17 protein-coding genes and 1 tRNA gene are annotated in these 16,778 nt (G+C 58.1%); 4 read left to right on the top strand and 14 right to left on the bottom strand.

The features are described 5' to 3' along the window. Positions 1 to 5 precede the first annotated feature (5 nt). From BUE15_RS07105 to BUE15_RS07055, 11 genes are all read right to left on the bottom strand, one after another. Entirely contained in the window at positions 6 to 1,205 is a 1,200-nt protein-coding gene (locus BUE15_RS07105) for an ABC-three component system protein (RefSeq protein ID WP_170865208.1), read from the bottom strand. A 101-nt stretch (positions 1,206 to 1,306) separates the two neighbouring features. Beyond that, positions 1,307 to 2,104 (bottom strand): hypothetical protein, encoded by a 798-nt coding sequence (locus BUE15_RS07100; RefSeq protein WP_073282526.1) that lies wholly within the window; start codon positions 2,102 to 2,104, stop codon positions 1,307 to 1,309. A gap of 9 nt (positions 2,105 to 2,113) precedes the next feature. Continuing rightward, positions 2,114 to 6,181: a DEAD/DEAH box helicase gene (locus BUE15_RS07095; protein WP_170865207.1), complete on the bottom strand. Its 4,068-nt coding sequence runs from the start codon at positions 6,179 to 6,181 to the stop codon at positions 2,114 to 2,116. A 509-nt stretch (positions 6,182 to 6,690) separates the two neighbouring features. Beyond that, the gene (locus BUE15_RS22620; protein ID WP_073282522.1) at positions 6,691 to 7,446 is read right to left on the bottom strand and encodes a DNA cytosine methyltransferase; all 756 of its coding nucleotides are present in this window, start codon (positions 7,444 to 7,446) and stop codon (positions 6,691 to 6,693) included. A gap of 2 nt (positions 7,447 to 7,448) precedes the next feature. Next, positions 7,449 to 7,697 carry a hypothetical protein gene (locus BUE15_RS07085; RefSeq protein WP_073282520.1) on the bottom strand — a complete coding sequence of 83 codons (249 nt, stop codon included), beginning with the start codon at positions 7,695 to 7,697 and terminating at the stop codon, positions 7,449 to 7,451. 2 nt (positions 7,698 to 7,699) lie between these two features. Beyond that, complete coding sequence (locus BUE15_RS07080) at positions 7,700 to 8,470, bottom strand: hypothetical protein (RefSeq protein WP_073282518.1); 771 nt, start codon at positions 8,468 to 8,470, stop codon at positions 7,700 to 7,702. Next, positions 8,430 to 9,488, bottom strand: coding sequence for a hypothetical protein (locus BUE15_RS07075; RefSeq protein WP_073282516.1), 1,059 nt, complete (start codon positions 9,486 to 9,488; stop codon positions 8,430 to 8,432). The genes BUE15_RS07080 and BUE15_RS07075 overlap by 41 nt, the downstream gene beginning before the upstream one ends. Continuing rightward, positions 9,485 to 10,087 carry a hypothetical protein gene (locus tag BUE15_RS07070; protein WP_073282514.1) on the bottom strand — a complete coding sequence of 201 codons (603 nt, stop codon included), beginning with the start codon at positions 10,085 to 10,087 and terminating at the stop codon, positions 9,485 to 9,487. The genes BUE15_RS07075 and BUE15_RS07070 overlap by 4 nt, the downstream gene beginning before the upstream one ends. Beyond that, the gene (locus BUE15_RS07065) at positions 10,084 to 10,419 is read right to left on the bottom strand and encodes a helix-turn-helix domain-containing protein (RefSeq protein ID WP_244535899.1); all 336 of its coding nucleotides are present in this window, start codon (positions 10,417 to 10,419) and stop codon (positions 10,084 to 10,086) included. Before BUE15_RS07065 ends, BUE15_RS07070 begins: the two co-directional genes overlap by 4 nt. A 38-nt stretch (positions 10,420 to 10,457) precedes the next feature. Then, a complete protein-coding gene (locus BUE15_RS07060; protein ID WP_073282512.1) occupies positions 10,458 to 10,766 on the bottom strand; it encodes a DNA-binding protein in 309 nt (102 codons plus the stop codon). Further along, positions 10,766 to 11,026 (bottom strand): hypothetical protein, encoded by a 261-nt coding sequence (locus BUE15_RS07055; RefSeq protein WP_073282510.1) that lies wholly within the window; start codon positions 11,024 to 11,026, stop codon positions 10,766 to 10,768. Before BUE15_RS07055 ends, BUE15_RS07060 begins: the two co-directional genes overlap by 1 nt. Before the next feature lie 354 nt (positions 11,027 to 11,380). Between BUE15_RS07055 and BUE15_RS07050 the strand changes: the two genes are divergently transcribed. The 3 genes from BUE15_RS07050 to BUE15_RS22470 all read left to right on the top strand — a co-directional run bounded on the left by BUE15_RS07050 (position 11,381) and on the right by BUE15_RS22470 (position 13,148). Then, positions 11,381 to 12,049, top strand: a complete 669-nt coding sequence (locus BUE15_RS07050; protein WP_244535898.1) for a S24 family peptidase — start codon at positions 11,381 to 11,383, stop codon at positions 12,047 to 12,049. Positions 12,050 to 12,545: 496 nt separating this feature from the next. Next, positions 12,546 to 12,619, top strand: a tRNA-Asp gene (locus tag BUE15_RS07045). Positions 12,620 to 13,013: 394 nt separating this feature from the next. Continuing rightward, positions 13,014 to 13,148, top strand: a complete 135-nt coding sequence (locus tag BUE15_RS22470) for a hypothetical protein (protein WP_262987457.1) — start codon at positions 13,014 to 13,016, stop codon at positions 13,146 to 13,148. Positions 13,149 to 13,222: 74 nt separating this feature from the next. Here BUE15_RS22470 and BUE15_RS07040 read toward each other — a convergent pair whose 3' ends face one another. After that, positions 13,223 to 14,182 (bottom strand): ADP-ribosylglycohydrolase family protein, encoded by a 960-nt coding sequence (locus tag BUE15_RS07040; RefSeq protein WP_073282506.1) that lies wholly within the window; start codon positions 14,180 to 14,182, stop codon positions 13,223 to 13,225. A 313-nt stretch (positions 14,183 to 14,495) separates the two neighbouring features. Here BUE15_RS07040 and BUE15_RS07035 point away from each other — a divergent pair, with 313 nt between their 5' ends. After that, complete coding sequence (locus tag BUE15_RS07035) at positions 14,496 to 14,726, top strand: hypothetical protein (protein ID WP_073282504.1); 231 nt, start codon at positions 14,496 to 14,498, stop codon at positions 14,724 to 14,726. 55 nt (positions 14,727 to 14,781) lie between these two features. On the opposite strand, the gene BUE15_RS07030 is transcribed toward BUE15_RS07035, so the two are convergent. Then, on the bottom strand, positions 14,782 to 15,861 hold the full coding sequence (locus BUE15_RS07030; protein WP_073282502.1) for a DNA polymerase beta superfamily protein: 1,080 nt from the start codon (positions 15,859 to 15,861) through the stop codon (positions 14,782 to 14,784). 98 nt (positions 15,862 to 15,959) lie between these two features. Continuing rightward, on the bottom strand, positions 15,960 to 16,727 hold the full coding sequence (locus BUE15_RS07025) for a nucleotidyltransferase domain-containing protein (RefSeq protein WP_073282500.1): 768 nt from the start codon (positions 16,725 to 16,727) through the stop codon (positions 15,960 to 15,962). Between the last annotated feature and the right edge of the window lie 51 nt (positions 16,728 to 16,778).

The raw sequence follows: 16,778 nt of genomic DNA, 5'->3' as shown, positions 1-16,778 counted from the left end.
TTAATTTAGCTAGCAGCGGCTGCTGCTTGGAGTTGCGCTAGTTGATCAAGAAACTTGGGATGCCAGCATACATGAGGGTCTTCTTCGTCAGTTAGCATATGATAGCTACCACGCATCACGTACTCATGGCCAACTGGCATACTGGGGCGAATGGGAATGTTAGCCGCTTGCATAGCGCTATATACTTGGCGGCCGAACTTTACACACTGCTCATTAGCCTCTAAATCATCAAACTCATCTGTGATATCGGCTACCCAGCGCTCCCACTGTTCTTTTAGCCGTTTTTCATAGGTTATCAATTCTTCATCAATCAACAAGTCCTCCTGTGCCCAACGGGTACGTTGTTCAAAAGCACGGTAATAGTCAATTACGGCAAACCGTACACGCTTGAGATTTATATTGAGCTGTCGCAGCTGCCGTACAAATTGCCGGTCGTTATGAATAGTGTAATACCGCTCATCAGGCTCAACAAGTGTGTAGTCGAGGGGTAGACTATCGTGACGAAACTGCCGGCTAATTTCACATACTACCTCGCGTAGTTCGAGACGGGTAATGGGTTGGCGTGCTTGGCTGATAAGCTGATTCACAACCTTCGGAAACCACCAACCTTCTAGCCGGATGTATACAGCATCTAGGTATTCAGCAGATGTGGCGAAATAGAGCTGTTTCTTTATGGCCGACTCTATCTCCTGAATATTTGGTGCTTGGTCGCGGACATAAATAGCATTTACCAGCTGCAGCTGTTGTGAGACTGACAGGGCTTGGAAGGCTGCAACAGCTGGGGCTAGCTCTTGGCTGCCTGATTCCTGGGCAGCGGTACGCAATAGGTTCAGGGCAGTTGAGGTATCCCTTGTACGACCTTCACGCAGATAATACGCGACTGTATCAGTACTCGCGCTGGCAGTCGTGATGAGGTTTAATGTCACTTCATTAGGATTCCAAGCACCGGTGGCGAGCCCACTACTCCAAACCCGTATGGTTTTCCAAAGGTCGGGGCTTTGTGATGTCAGCGTCGCACTACGCTTGACATGATGCTTGAGCTGGTCCAGGGTAACATGGTTATTCCCCTCGACTGCCACATCATCTAACCCCTCCAAGACAACAGCAGCCTCTTCACGGTCATCCTTCAATAGCGCAAGTAGCGAGTGTCGCACTTGATAAAGATATCCCAGGGCTTGAGGCGCGGCAGAATGGGGCGTATTCACGAGTCAGAATTATAGATAGTTATGAATCTTCAATGTATGCAGTTATGAAGTAGCCCCCACTATTTGGGATATGATTGGGAGTTGAAGGCTGAATAATCTGGTTACAAAAACCGCAAAGCCACTGAAACTGCAACACTGATTCCGACAAGTACCAGAATGAGGGTGTTTTGAGTTTTCAAGCTTCCAAGCTTGGTAGCAAGATTCTGGTTCTGAGCTTCTAGCTCATCCAGCTTGGAAAGGCGGGCCTGAATAGTGCCTTGTTGTGAGCCGATGGATTCCAGCCGGTCGGAGAAGCGGGCGGCATTCATGGAATCCCGGAAGGCCGTGAGGCTGGCGGAAATGACCTGGAGGCGGTCAGTGAGAGATGTCAGGCCGTCCAGCTGCTTGCCAACAGAGGTGGAAAAGTCTTGCTTGACTTGGTGCAGCTCCTGAATCTGGGCGGTGAATTGGGTGTCGAGGGTGGTGGCGGATTCAGTAATTGTCTGACGGATTAGGTCTGACTGCAATATCATGCCTTTGGCATGTTGGCTAGTAATATCCTCAAGTATGCGTGGCTGTTCTGTTTTTATGCGTTTTAGAGCATCGACGGTAGCCTCAGCTCCTTGACGTAAATTAATCAGCTCCTTCTTGATAAGTGCATGTGAATCATCAGTTTGCTTTTGCCCAACTTTCCTTACTGTCGCACTTTGTTCATTGACCGTCCGTAAGTGTTCAGCCTGCAGCTTTTCGAGAAGCTTGAGGTGGTTTGCCTCCATGGTCTCAGCCGCATCAACAATGGCTACGGCGGCTTCTTGTACCTGAGTGGTTATTTCCTGGGCTTTGCCGATTTCGGTGGTATAGGAATGGAGGCGGGCAAGCTCTTGCTTGAGGATTTCGAAGGAGGGCTGAATGGCAGACATAATAGAGCCTTAAGCAACGACGGCCGGGACTAGGCGGTCGTCGAAACGATGATTGAATTCCTGGAGCCAACGAGCATTTAGTTCCAGCTCAAGTTGGTCGGTAATGTGGGTGTTGATGAAAGCCGCTAAGTTGTAGTCGTAGCGGCCTGCTTCGGTGGCGAACTGGCGGGCGAATTCCAGTAGGGCCTCGGTGCTGAGCTGGTCCTGCTCCTGAAAGGCACGGAAACCGGCCAGCAGTTGGGTGCGTCCCTCCTCGAATATGCGTTCAGCCTGGCGCTCCTCGGGCTTGCTTAACTCGAGAAACAAAGAGGTAAAGCCGCTGAGGAGCAGCACGGCGCCATTGGCGCTGAAGGCGCGGTCATCGAGCAGACGGCGGCAGGCACCACGCAGGTGCTTGGCGTTGTCCTTCTCCTTGCCTAGGTTGTCAGGTGGGTTGCGGAGGTAGTCCATGTACTTCCACAACAAGTCTTTGTCGAAGTGCTTGCCTTTCTGCGTTTCGGCGGGCAGGTACTTTTCGCGGGCATATTTGGAGTTGAAGTAGAGGTCAAAATACTCACTCAGGTTTTCGCCGGTGAGGCCCATTTCGCAGGCGTTGGCCATTGCTTTGATGGACTCCTGGCGTTTGGCGGCGGTTTCGGTGTACGTGAACTCCAATAGGTCGGTGAGGCAGGCTTCCAGGACAGATCTGCTCTGAGCTTCCTGCTCTACAGACGCGAGGCGGATGGTGGCACTGGGAGCAGTAGTGTAGCGCTCCAAGTATTTTTTGTAGGCAGCCAGTAGTTCCTCGGCTGTTTGGCGGGGAGCGAAGTACAGGGTGGTAGAACGGGCCCCGTAGTCGATGGTGTAGTCGCGCACGACGCCGAGCAGGCAGAGCCGGTGCACGGCTTTGAAGGTGTCTTCTTCTTGGCGAAGCTGCGGCACTAACTCATGAATCAGCTGCCGCAGGTCAGCGGGAACCTGCAGCGTGACGCTGTGGGCCTTTTTGTATTCTGTACCCAAGTTGGCCAGAAACTTTTCTGGAGTGTGTGCGAAAGCCGCGGCTTTACGCAACAGAGGAACCGGTAATTTGAGATTGAAGGTTGCAGCGGCTTCGCTGATTTCGCGCAGGGTGCCGTTGGTGAAGCCAAGGGTAAGCGCCTCGGGAGTTTCGCTGAAGTCTACTTCTTCTAAGCGAGGCAGGATGCCGGGCGTACTAGCCGTCGCGCTACCGCCGCTCAGGGCATGAACCAGATTTACCTGAGAAGTACGCGCGTGGTCGGGTAGCTCCGTGAGTAGGTAGTTTATCGTCCAGTCAATTACAGCTTGTGCAACCTCCGTTGAGATGTGGCCTTTGTTGAGGAGTTTGCCACGGGGAGCTGAAGCTTTGGCAAGGTCTACCAGTCCGTATGCAGAATCATGGCTTTCATTTAAATAAATATACCGAGCAAGCGTCTCACCCTTCGGAATATAAAGTTTGGCCGTTACTGTAATCTCAGGAAAAGCATCACTCAACTCCAAGTTAATTTCCTCGCATTGCTCAGACGTGGGGAAAGTTATGCGCGTGAGCAGCTCCCGCATTACGCTGTCCTCCTTGTGCTTGCCTTTGAAAGCGTTGGCCAGGAAGTTCTGCTGAATTTCGAGGTCTTCGGGATAGTAGAGGACGTAGTTGACGGCTGTGGCCCGGTCACGGCCGGCCCGGCCAGCTTCCTGCACGAAGCTCTCAATGGAGCCGGGGTAGCAGACGTGGACGGTGTAGCGGACGTTGGGCTTGTCGATGCCCATCCCAAAGGCCTTGGTGGCCACCAGCAAGTTCAGCTCATTGGCTTTGAACCGGGTTTGCATGGCGTCCATAGCAGCGGTTTCACGCTGCTGGGTTTGCTCGGAGGCGTCCCCATCGTCGGAGTTGCCGCCCATGAAATAGCCGGTCCTAAGGTGTGGCAGACCCTGTCCTGGCTCGTTGAGGGAGTAGACTACGTTGCGTACCCCCGAGGATATCTTATGACTTTTGTGCGGGCAGAAGATCAGGCCGGCGTGCGGGTATTGCCCCTGCTCATCGGGTGCAAAGAAGGTATCCTCGCGCAGGTTGGGAACAGATCGAACTGTGATGGGCTGATCGTCTTCCAGGGAAATGGCGGACTCACCATTGACGCCAATCAGATCTTGGGCTATGCGGGGTAGCAAGTCAGCCAGGGCCTTCTTTTTGGCGGCGCCGGCGGCGTCGAAGCGGAACGGGTCGTTGACTTTGATGGGAAGGATGCGCACATGCAGCTCTTGCCGGGCCGACACTTCAGTTCGCACAATGGCTTCGTCTTCGTGCTCGAGGTTAAGCTCCCGCTGCACGTCGGCCAGCACGTCGAAGGAGGCGGTGGCGGTGAGACCGTAGAGGGGAATGGGCTCGCCGGTGTAGGTGCGGCAGTGGGTACGGGCATTCGCGCCGAGGCGGAGGTAGGGAGTGCGGAAGTCGTGGCCCCACTCGGATACGCAGTGGGCTTCGTCGATAACACAGTAACTGAACCCGACTTTCGGCTCGGCGCGGTACATATCCTGGAGCTTCTGCCGAAACTCAGGAATGACCATGCGCTCGGGAGAAATGAAGAAAAACAGCAGTTCTCCGCGCTTCAGGCGGGCTAAGCGCAGTTCCCGCTGGGTTCGGGAGCGCACAGAGCCATTGACGAAAGAGGCCGCGTCAATACCGTTATCCTGGAGGCCGTCGAATTGGTCGAGCATGAGCGACTTGATGGGGTCGACCACCAAGGCCACGCCAGGCTGGAGCAATGCTGCCAGCTGGTAAGTCAGGGACTTACCCCCACCCGTAGGCAAAAGACCAAGGACACTTTTTGCTTGCAGGCCACGGCTGATAATGGGAAGCTGGCCGTTGCGTAGCCCCATTTTGCGGAAGATATTCTGAACGAAATACTCCAGCGCTGCCTCGCGGGGTTTCTGCTCCTCGGGGATGCTATAGGCTGATTCACTGCTGCCGTCACGCTCTACAATGGGCGGGTACGGGATGAGCGGGGCCGAGCGGAAACGACGGGCCTGCTGGGGCGCGTGGGCCGTGCGGAGCGTAAGGCAGGGCGTCTGCCCCAAGGCTGGAGCATGGGTAAAGCCAGGGCGCTGCAGGATGGAAACATCGAGCAGCACATCGTACTTGTCCTCCAGCGCTACCTCTGGCAGCAGCTTATGGATTGTGAAGCTGAGGTCGTCAGTGATTGGTGGCTGCCTGAAATCAGCTGAGGGCTGCACATATAGCTCAATGCCAGGCAGACTACGCCCGAGACCTTGCAGCGTGTAGAGTTGTTGCAGTTGTTCAACGAGGCAGGTAACGGCCCACACGGCACAGGGTAGGTCGCGCTCAATAATAGCAATGCGCCAGCTTGGTTTGTGAGCAGGTAGGATGCCGTTGAGCATGCACTCCAACAGGGTGCGATGAACACGGGCCACTGCCAAGGGCCCGAGAGTCAGGCCAAGGGCAGAACGGCCAGCGGGCGTGTCCAAGAGGGGACGCTCGTAGTTGGTTCGGACAAGTTGAAAGTAACTGTGCTGACTAATAGCCTCCTGGAGCGGAGTAAGGGGCCGTTCAGGGGTGTCAAACTCGGTGGTTCGTAAGCGAAGTGGCCACCACCCAGCATCCCGGGCGGCTTTGTCGCGGGCAGCGTCCTTGCGTTGTTGGACGTCATCTTCCCAGTGCTGACTACCATCTACTTCCAGGATGAAGCCGGCGGTGGGCGGGCTGCTGGTCAGTCCGTTCCGGTACCATGGGTAAGGTAAAGGGAGGGTAAAATCTATAGACTGGTCGGTGAAGTCCTCGGGGTTGGTTTGCAGAAGCTTGTGTAACTGTTCCGCATCGTCGGGGGCCCATTCGAGCAAGTTGCGCAACGACACTTGGGGCTGGGCCAACTGCATGAGGTAGGCTCCATCAGTGGCGGGCAGGATGCTGGTTAGGAAGCGCCGCTCAAAGTCGCTGCCGTGAGATTCCCAGCTTTGCAGCTGGCGCAACATCTTGGCGTCGGTACCTAAGCGGGGGTCGATAGGATGCATGGCCCGCCACATCCATTGGGCCCATAAGTCAGGCTTGGCGGGTGGCGTGAGTGAGAACATCCAGGCACCCTTGGCAGCTGCATTCTCGTCTTGAACGGTGCCTTGTGGCCAATACGTTTTGAGTGTTGCTTCGGCCAGAGAAACGGGCGCGCGGGTGGGTAAGCCACGGCTGACAAGATTGGCCGCTACGGCCCAGAGGGCTTCATCGTCATGCTCGACGCCAGGACCATCAAATGTGACCGAAGACTCAACTTCAAACCAGGACAGGTGATGAAGAAGGGCGTGGACTTGTGATGCGGGAAGAGGATTATGAAGCTTGGAATCGGATAGGAACCGGACTACTTCCTCAATGGCATAGCCTGCCTGAAGCTGAGGCATAACGAATAGAACAAGTAAAAATAGATGAGAACCGCCCAGAATTGGGCTCTAAATATAAGATGAATAGATGGGTCAATACTATGCTTGTTCAGCTAGGAAGTGTGAATTATCAGACTTGGATAAGACAGTAATACTAAAGTACCAGCCCACTGGCAACGCTTTAAGCTGGCCGCATTGGATTTGAAGCTTGGTTAAGGATACATATAGGCAATACTTCGCAATAGATTGAACGCTACGACTGGGTGTATACTGTTGCCTAGGGCGTGCAGGGCGGCGTTTCGGGTGGTAGGGTCCAGTTGTTCGGGAAGCCCATTAGCCTCTCGTAGAACCTCACTGAGAGAGGCGTACCGGGGGCGCAGTTGTGGTTGAGCAGGAACGAGGGAATGGAGCAGAACTGGCCCCGCGTCCGGTTCTTCTGGGACGGGGGTAGCGTGCTGTTGCGGCTGTCGTTGGCTACGGGCGTGGGCAACCAGCCAAAGCCGTTCGCGGCGGTGGTCAGCATCTGCGGCAGCAGCTGGAAGTAGCAGCGGTGGGAAGACGGAATAGCCCGCAGCTTCCAGGTCAGCGCAGATTTCTTCGAGTACCAGCCCGTGGCTACGAGCAAGCAGACCCCGAACATTTTCTGCCACGACCCACGCGGGGCTGCACTCGACCACGCAGCGAAGCATCTGGCGCCAGAGCGTGAGGTCCATTGCGCCTTTTCCAGCAAGGGAGAAGGATTGGCAGGGGAAGCCGCCAGTAAGCACGTCAACTGTGCCGGCGTAGGGCGTGGCGTCGAAGGTGTGGATGTCGGGGTGGCGGTGGGCATGGGGGAAGTGACGGGCGAGTACGTTGAGGCAGAAGGAGTTTTGCTCGACCTGGAAGATGGTGGGCCAGCCGAGCCACTCGGCGGCGAGGTCGAAGGCACCGAGGCCGGTGAAGAGCGAGGCGTGGGTAAGTGGCTTCACTCCTATTGGCTGCTGGACTTGGATTTGACCATGCTGGTGTCTGGCACAGCTGACGGCACCGGAGTTTGCGTTGGCGCGTGCAGCTGCTCGAGGTCGGCTAGGGCGTCACGGGTGGCGGCTAGGCGCTGGTCGGCGGCGGCGTGGGTGAGGTGCTTTTCGCGCACCCAGGCAGGATGTTGCCGGATTTTAGTAGCTAGGTCGCGGCGCAACTCGGCCAGGCGCTGGGCGGGAGTAGTAGTGTAAGCGTGCATGGTCAGGCGGCTGAGTTGGGACGGTACTTTTCAGCCAGGCGGCGGTCTTCGGCGCGGTGGCGGGCGTTGATGAGCTTCTGGGCCTCGGGGCTTGGCTGCCAGTCGGGACGCGGGTCGCGCCGGGCGGCGGCTTGGGTTTCGTCGCGCAGCTGCTGGGCCTGTTCGTCGGTCAGTAGGCCACGTTTTGCCTTCTGCTTGATGAGGGTGAGGCGCTGGCGTAGGTGGTCGAGGTTGGGGTGGTCGGGCGGGAGCTGGCGGCCGATGCCGGCGGCGAGTTGCGGGGCGGCTTGCTGCAGTTGGGTTAGAGCGCTATTTTCAGCGGCGGTGCTGCGGGCTTTCTGGTCGAGGTGCTGCTGTTCGAGGTACTGGGCTTTTTTCTCGAAGTAGGTTTTGAGCAGGCCGTAGATGGTGGCGGGGTCAAGGGCTTGGTAGAAGATGGTGCCGGTGGTGCGGGCCTGTTTGAGGGCCAGCACGATGTCGCGCAGGGAATCGTGGGAGTAAGTGAGCAGCAAGGTGTCGGCCAAGTCGAGGATGTCGGCGACGGTGGGTTTGTCGGGTACGCGCACGGAATCCACGAAAGCGCGCAGGATGACAGCCAGCAGCTTACGGATTTCATCCTCGCCGTACTGGCGGCTGAGCTGGAACAGCTTGGGGGCAGCGGCGGCCTGCTCAATGGTGAGGCCGACGCTGAGTTGGGCCACCAGGATGGCCGTGGCCTCGGTGGTGGGCTGGCTAACCAGGGCGCCGAGGGTAGAACTGCTCGTAAAGCGCATCAATTGTGAGGCCGGGCTGGTGCCCGCCGGGGCCGGCAGGTGCCCCTGGCGGTGAGGTTGGAGCGAGTTTGAGGCGGTTGTCATGGGCGTCGTTGAGCATGAAGCGTTGGGCGGTGGCCAGCCAGTCGCGGCGGCGGGGCGGCTCCCCGGTTTTCCGGTCGCGCCAGAGGCGCACTTTCTCGTGGTAAAGGCGCAGGTCAGCCAGGGCGTAATCGGTGCCCTGGAAGGCCTGGATGAAGTGCTCCACGTCGGCGTATTCGGACTCGGCAAAGGGGATTTCCGGGCGCGGCGGCCGACCGAGGCGGGTGCCGGTGGTGGCTTGGCGGACGGTGGCCGCACGGGAACCAGAGGCCGAGTTTTTTGGGGGCGTAATTGGGGGCGTTGGTTCGTCGCCGACCACCTCCGCCCCTGAAAGCCTGTCGTTAGTGGCCGGCATCTCCCCTATTTTTTTTTCGGGGTGCGGCGCCTCACTACGACCGAAGGGAGTAGGTTTATGGGTAGTGGTTTTACTACTACCTGTTTTATCATATAAGGAGTGTTGGGGCACATCTGCCCCCGATGCGGGCGGCATGAGGGGCAGTTCTGCCCCAAGTAGTTCGGGCACTTCTGCCTCCGATGAAGCAATGGCATAAGGGGCACTTCTGGCCCCGGTGCCGGGCTGCGTGGGCAGTTGTGGCCCCGATGCGGGCGGGGCCTGAGGGGCAGTTTCGCCCCCGATGCCGGGGGCGTCGGAGAGGTCAGCCAGGCAGCAGGTGCTGGGCTGGTAGCGGGTGTGGCTGGGCTGGTAAGCCAGCAACTGCCAGGCGTGTAGGTCGCGCAGAGCGGCCCGGTAGGTTTTCTCGTTGCCGATATGGGCGGCCCGCATCAGGTCGGCGTGATTCAGGGGCAGACTGGCCGGGAAACGGGCAGCGTTCCACTGGTAGAACAGGGCCCAATACAGGCTGACGTGGTGCGGGGTAGCCGCGGGCTGGCTGGCCAGCTGCTGGTGGGCAGCGCGGGTGTGCTGGATGTAGTTCATGCATGGGCTACCACCGGAATCAGGGAAATCAGCGCGGTGCCGGGCTCGTCAGCCGTGGGCTCGAACAGATCGAGCTGGCGGTAGTCGGTGCATTTGCCGCGCAGGGCGGCTTCCACTTCGGTAGTAGCCGCGTCGAGGGCGGTTTCCAGCAGGCCGGCGTAGGCGTAGGTGGGCTGCTCGTCGTCGAAGGACACGTAGGGACTGGTGAGATTGAGCACCTTACCGCCGGCGAGCTGGCGCTGGCCGATGAGGGTTACGCCCCGGCCGCCGCTGCCGACGCTGAAGCCGGTGAGGGTGAAGGGCTCGAAGTGAGGCGGCAGCGTACCGGTTTCGTCGTCGGGCCAGTAGTGGGGCGTTTCGGTCAGCTGTTCGCAGAGCAGGCAGAGGTGCGGGACGAGCTGGGCCAGCCAGTGCAGCAGGTCGGGGTGCACCTGCTCCTGGGCCGTGAGGCAGAACGCGCGGGGCGGGGCGTCGTCGGCGCGCTGCTCGGTGAATTCGCAGGTGAGGTGCTGGTTTTTGACTTTGGCTTTCTGCACGCGGATGATGGAGCGGGTGGCCGGAGCAGCGGGGCCGACGATGGCGTGGAGCTGGGTAGTCATGGAGTAGAGGTTGGGGATGAAGCAGATGAGGGGCGGGAGTAGCGGCGCGGGTAGGCATCAAGGGCGGAGCGGCGGAAACCCCAATCCTTCTCGTTGAGGCGCACTCCTTGAATGCGGCCTAAGCGCCGGGCCCGCCGCAGGGCCTCGGCAGACAAGCCGATGTAGGCGGCGGCCTGGGCCGTGGTCAGCACATCGTCGGGTGGTGCCGTAGGTGAGAGAAGTTCTGCCAGGGCCTCGCCTAATCTGCTTACTTCGGTTTGGAGCGTATGCCACTCGGTTTCGGATACAAGGACGACTAGCTGCATGGTGCTGAACATTAAGGATTGAACCATGTCCAGAAAACCGATGCGGGGGCCGGGGGTGCTCAGCGTCAGGCTGCTTGCCGTTCGTTGGTGGGCAGGCGGCGAGTGTAGCGGTACTGGTAGCGTTTCAACTCAGAGCGGTAGAAGCCCCACTCCTTCTCGTTGATGCGGACGCCCTTGAGGCGGCCGGCACGGCGGGCTTTGCGGATGCCTTCGGGCTTCATACCCAGAAAAGCGGCGGCCTGGCGCACAGCCAGCACCTCGTCAGCTTCGGCGGCTTCTACTCTGATACGTGTCTGCTCGGCGCTTTCCAGCTTTTCCAGGCGGCCGAGAATCTGGCGCCACTCGGGTTCGGGGATAAGAACGACGGTTTGCATCAGGCTTCATTGATTAGGCGTGCGGCTCGCTCCCGAACTTGGCGGCGGCGTTCTAATTCGGCCTCAGCAGTTTCCAGAAAGGCCTCAATCAACTCTTTGCGGTTGCTGCGGCCGTCGAGGGCCTGGTACATGGCGGAGCGGCTGACCTTAACACCGCGCTCCGCCAGCAGCTGGATGGTGTCGCGTACAACCGTGTTGCCAGTACCCAGCCGCTGCAGGATTTGCTGGAACTCGGTAGGCGAATTGGTATTTTGTTCCATGTTTTTGTGTGTTGTAGTGTACAAATAAGAATTTTTGACTACCTTGTCACACAAACATACACTTCTTTGAGTGTAAATATTACACTCAGGTGCTAAAAAATCATGGACAAAACACCTGCAAGCCATGCCACATCTGCCAGCATAGCAGATCGAATCCAGGCTTTGTTGAGCCATTATGGCTTAAATGCCAGTAGCGCCACCAAAAAACTGGGCTATGGAACTACCAGTAAGATGTATAAAATCTTACAAGGGGCCGAACCTAGCTATCCTACCATAGTAGATTTCTTAAGCCTCTGGCCGGCAGTGTCGCCAGACTGGTTGTTGTTGGGTAATGGATCTATGTTCCGGGGTGGGGTGACTGACACCGGGGAGTCCACTGAAAAAAAAGCGGAGAAAAAGAACACCCTGAGCCGGGCGGTAACTGACCGTCAGGTGCTGACGGTAACGGTAGACCGCCAAGGGGAAGAAAACACCCTGATGATACCGGCTCGCGCTCAGGCTGGCTATGCCCGCTCCTTCAATGAGGCAGTGTATCTGCAGCAGATGCGGCCTTACCATATTCCCGGTTTCGAGCACGGCACCTACCGCGCTTTTGAGGTGTCGGGGGACAGCATGGAACCGACTATCAACCACCGTGACATTGTGGTGAGCCAGTACGTGGACCGCTGGGACCTGCTGCAGCCAGGCGAAATTTATGTGGTCGTCACGCACGAAAACATCCTGCTCAAGCGCATTCCGCGCCGCATTACCAACCGAAATGGTATGGTGGACTTGCTGTCGGATAACCCAATGGTAAAGCCGTACGACCTGCCCGCCGCTGACATTGTGCAGCTGTGGGTGGTGCTGGGCTATATTTCTACCTACATACCTACCACACCTGACATTACCTCCGAGCGGTTGTGGGAAGTAATTGAGCTGTTGGGGCACGACCGGGGCGAGGTTAGAAGATATCTGATGGAAACCTCCCCCAATGACGCCCCCAATAGTTTGGCTGCCGCAGGCAACCAAAGGATAAACATCTGATTTACAATGCGTAGTATTCGCTTTATGGGGAGAAGTTCAGGTTCCGTCCGGACCGCAAAGGCCCTTCAGATTTGTCTGAAGGGCCTTTTGCTTTTTCCGCCCAGGCGTACCCGCGCCTTCGCCCACCTCTCCCGGCTGTGAGCTTTACTGATAGTTCGTCCTGAGTTTGACTACTCGCACAAATAGGGCCACTCTGTCTGCTTATCGATTCGCGGCGTCTACGAATTCATGAATGGCACGCAGTCATTCTGCTATCCCCTGCTGCAGCGCTGATGCTCCCAGGCGCATAGCTCTGCCTCAGCGGGCCAACACGGTACCATATGCGTTAGCTGTTGACAAAAAAATGTCAATATTTATACTCCTCAAAACCAGCTCTATGTGTTCTGACAGCGTTTTTTTTATCTTCTAAATAGGTTTCGGGTTTTGAAATGTAAAAACCCGCCTTACCTTTGCAGCACCTTAATGGAAAGCAGTTGGCTTCCCTGCAAGATGAACTGGTTCGGTAGTTCAGTTGGTTAGAATGCCGCCCTGTCACGGCGGAGGTCGCGGGTTCGAGTCCCGTCCGGACCGCAAAGGCCCTTCAGATTTGTCTGAAGGGCCTTTTGCTTTTTCCGCCCAGGCGTACCCGCGCCTTGCCCAGACTGGCATCTGATTTTGGGCATTTCATGTTGCACACTGCTTTGTAGCCCGAAACCTGTATTTATTGGGTTAAAACACCTTTTATTTGGACTTATATGTATTAGTTGTTGTCTATGTAGCGTACATTATTTTGTTGTTTTATCTCTAATTAATTGCATTTAATAAATCAGCTAAATATCTTAGGCTATCGGTTCACCCAAATAACCAACCACCTATGAGAAAAGCAATACTGTTTGTACCCGCCCTAATTGCCATTGTTGGTTTGTCGCAGGCCTCTGCTGGCACGTCTACTGTTTTGCTTGCCCCTCTAGCTTCAACTAGTACTTTGGAGGCCGCCGCCACCCCAGAAGCAGCGCCCATTTTCAAGTCGAAGCCCATTCTGCACCGCCCGAATTACACCTACTACAAAGGCGACAAAAAGAAGAAAGGAATTTTCCGCTTGCTGTCGTTCGGTAAGTAACTCCCCTCCTCCCATCCCATCAAGCAAAGGCCCAGCGTTACTCGCCGGGCCTTTGTGTTTTTCAACCTACACTTCTATTTGCTGGCGGCCATCCGCTGGCTTAGTGCTTCAATGTCGGCGCGGCGGGCCAGTACGGCCAGCCACTCTGGCGGAATGGCAGCCTCTCCGTAGTACAGCCCCGCAAGGCCGCCGGCTATTGCTCCTGTAGTATCGGTGTCGTCGCCGAGATTGACGGCGGCCAGCACCGTATCGGCGTACGTAGTATGGCGCAGCAGGCACCACAGGGCCGCTTCCAGGCTGTGCATCACGTAGCCGCCGCTGCGAATAACCTGCTCCGGAAACTCCGCCAGACGACCAGTCAGCAGGTAGCTGAACTGCTGTACTTCGGGGGCCGGAACCGCCAATTGCTGAAGCTGCGCGGGCACTTCCTGGCATAATCGCGCGTACGCCGCCGCGGGTGTGAGGCCAGCACGTAGGTGGCGGGCCATTTCCAGATACAGCCAGCAGGCCACCGCCGACCGGATGTGGCCGTGCGTGACGGCCGATACGTCCCAGATCAGCTGGAAACGACTTTTCAGCGGCAACTCAGTCTGGTAGAACGCCAGCGGCAGGATGCGCATCAGAGCCCCGTTGCCGTTGCTGTACTCATCGGTGCCACCGGCCAGAGGCGAGCCGCCGGGGTTGCGGTTGAATTGGTGCAGGGCTTCGCGGGTGGTGATGCCGATGTCGAAGACGGAGCCGTGGGGCGTCCACAGATTGTGGTAGTACCAGCGGCAGCACGTCTCGGCCAGTTTGCGCACCGAAAAGCCATTGGCAATGGTTTCGGCCAGACAGAACGTGAGGGAAGCATCGTCGGACCAGGTGCCGGCGGGCTGCTGGTGAGTGCCGTAGGCCCGCATGCCGGTGACGGGGTCGGCGTGGCGGGCGGCGCGGCTTTGGAACTCCACCGGCACCCCCAGCGCGTCGCCGACGGCCAGGCCCAGCAGGGCGGCGCGGAGTTGGGATTCGGCAGAAGAGGCGGGAGAAATAGCCATAACTAGAATGGTAGAAGCAAACCGAAAGGTAGCCGTTTGGCTTATAGCAGGCTGTGGTGTGCACCGGGCTGGCAGCATACTTCGCCGCCAGCTTATCTGTGACCTATAACAACTTTTTACAGAGTTGCTGGTGCCTGCTGCAACAAAACAATCCAGTATTTTCAGATCAGTGCAACGTCTCCTGCTTGCACCTGCCCCCGTTTTTTAGGAGGCTGCTGCACGGAATCGGGCCGAAAATGGTGTGGTGAAGTACAGTCTGTGCAATTTTTATCGGGCTGCCACAGTTATAAGCGCACACCAACCCGTTTTCATCATGTACAGAATTCTGATTCTGCTCTTCGCGCTGCTCATGATAAGCGGTGGGGAAACGGCTGAGGCCGCCCGCCCAAGTGCCTATGCCCGTGCTAAAATGAGCGGCCGGATGTTCACGCATCGGCCCAATTATAAGCTGTACAAAGGCCGCAAGAAGAAAAAGCTCTTTCACTTCGGCAAGACCAGCCGCAGCAAAGCCAAGTACAGTTCCAAGCGTTCCAGCCGCTTCTAGTTCTTACTTGCGCCTACTGGCAGCCCGTCGTGCACCCTGTTGCCGACGGGCTTTTTTACGTCCTATTCTGAGCATACCACGCCTGCCGCAGCCGCACCAGCAGCGCCTCAGTGGCGGTTCTGTCGGGCGCTTCGGGCAGCGCGGAGGCGGCAAAAGCGGCTTCTACCTGTGCTACCAGGGCTTCGGCTTCCGTTACCAGTTGCTCATACTCAAACTCACCCCGCCGGATTTGCAGCAGGAAGTCCCGGTCGGGGCGGCGCACGTGCAGGCGGCCGGTGCGGGCAATTTCCTCGGCCATGCGCAGCAGCCGAAACACGTGCAGCATGTTCTTGGCATCGTAGTTTTTGCCGTGCTGCACGGTGTTCTGGTACCGCTCGGGGTTGCGCTTCTGCTCCCACTTCTTATACTCCCGAAACACGCGGCAGTAGGTACTGTAGCCGTTACGGTTGAAGCTTAAGTAGGCTACCGGCACTTCTCCCTTCGGCGCGGCCGATAGCAGCACGTCCTGGGAGGTTTCCGGGTCGCGCACGAGGCCGCGGTAGCTGTGGCGCCGTTCGGGCGTTTCGTCCACGAACACGGCGTACAAGTCGTGGAGGTGATTCACGTTGGAGAGGCCGCACTGGCTGGCAGTGTAGCCACGCCGTTCCAGCCAGGTGGCTGCCGGCTGCGCGCCCGCGCCCACCGTCACGTAGCAAAAGTCCAGCACCGATTTGCGGGCGGGCGGCTCGGGGTAATTGATTTTCTTGTTCAGTCCCTTAGCCTTCCGGATCTGGGCCACGGCGTACTCGGCAAAGCTTTGACGGCAGAGCTTCGACAGGAAATCCTCGGCCCGAAACACCTCGAACAACGGATGGCGGTACACCACGCAGTCCGCGGGCGTGCCAAGCAGCTCCAGCACCGTGGGGTTGTTTTTGAGCAGCAGCTCCACGAAGCGCCGTAGCTCATAGAACACCTCGTCGTTGGTTTCGTTGGCTACCTGCGGTACATAGTCGAGACCATAAAACTCAGTTTCGGGCAGGATGAATACGCCTTTCAGGTCAGTGTCGGAGTGCGGCAGATTGGTACCGTAGGCGCGGCTGCCGCTGATGGCTTCAAACAGGATGAGGCCGCGCTGGCGCAGGTCGTGGATGGTCATAGGCGGGTGTAGAGACGCGTATTCGCGTTTCGTCGTTGCTGAGGTTATTTATGATGCTGGGTCAAACGGCGCGGGCGGCGAGACGCGAATACGCTTCTCTACATCACACCAGCCAGCCACGCCCGGAATACGGCATCCAGCGCCGCTGTCGGCTCGGAATGGCGCAGGACGGGCAGGGTGGCGCGGGCAGCCTGGCCGGCGGCGTACTCGGCTTGCAGAAACGCCCCCAGCGCGGCCGGGCGCGGCACGGTGGTTTTCTCGTCGGCCGTAGCTTTGCGGGTTAGCAGTTCCTCCGCTTGGCCGTGCAGCTCTATCGGCAGCAGCTCCCGCAGGGCGGCAAACTCCATCGGCGGCACCTGGTCGGGATGACGCTGAATCCAGCGGGCGGCCAGCGCCGAGCGCAAAGCATAGAACAGCCGCTTGAGGCGCACCTGCTCGCCGGTCAGGTCCTCCTCCACCCCGCGCCGCAGCTGGCCCAGGTAATGGTGCAGGCCGGCCCGCGGGTTCCAGCAGGCGGGCAGCAGCGGCCCCAGCGCCGCCCGAAACCCAGCGGCCGCCGCGTACACCACCGGCGACTGTAGCCACTCGAACAAGGCCGCGTTGGAGCCGCGCAGCAGCTTCAGAGCTTTGCGCAGCTCCCAGCCGGCCAGGTCCAGCTCCGCATCCACGGGAAAGTTGAGCGTGTCGGGGCCGTCATCGAGCGTGAGGTACCACTCGGCCGGGTGGCTGTAGATAAAGCGCACATCGTAGTCGGAATCCGGCGAAGGAAAGCCCCAGGCCCGGCTCCCCGACTCGCAGGCGTACAGAATACGGATGCCGTGAGTGGTTTCGAGCTGGGTGAGGGCGGTTTGGATACGAGCGTGCATAGGAAAACGAAAAGAAGGCGGCAACCAGAGTATTCGTACCCGAATATCCGC

Origin of the sequence: Hymenobacter psychrotolerans DSM 18569 (genome assembly GCF_900142395.1) — a bacterium.
GTDB classification, from domain to species: Bacteria; Bacteroidota; Bacteroidia; order Cytophagales; family Hymenobacteraceae; genus Hymenobacter; species Hymenobacter psychrotolerans.
Note: the sequence above shows the minus strand (reverse complement) of the source record. Positions and strands in the feature narration are given on the sequence as shown.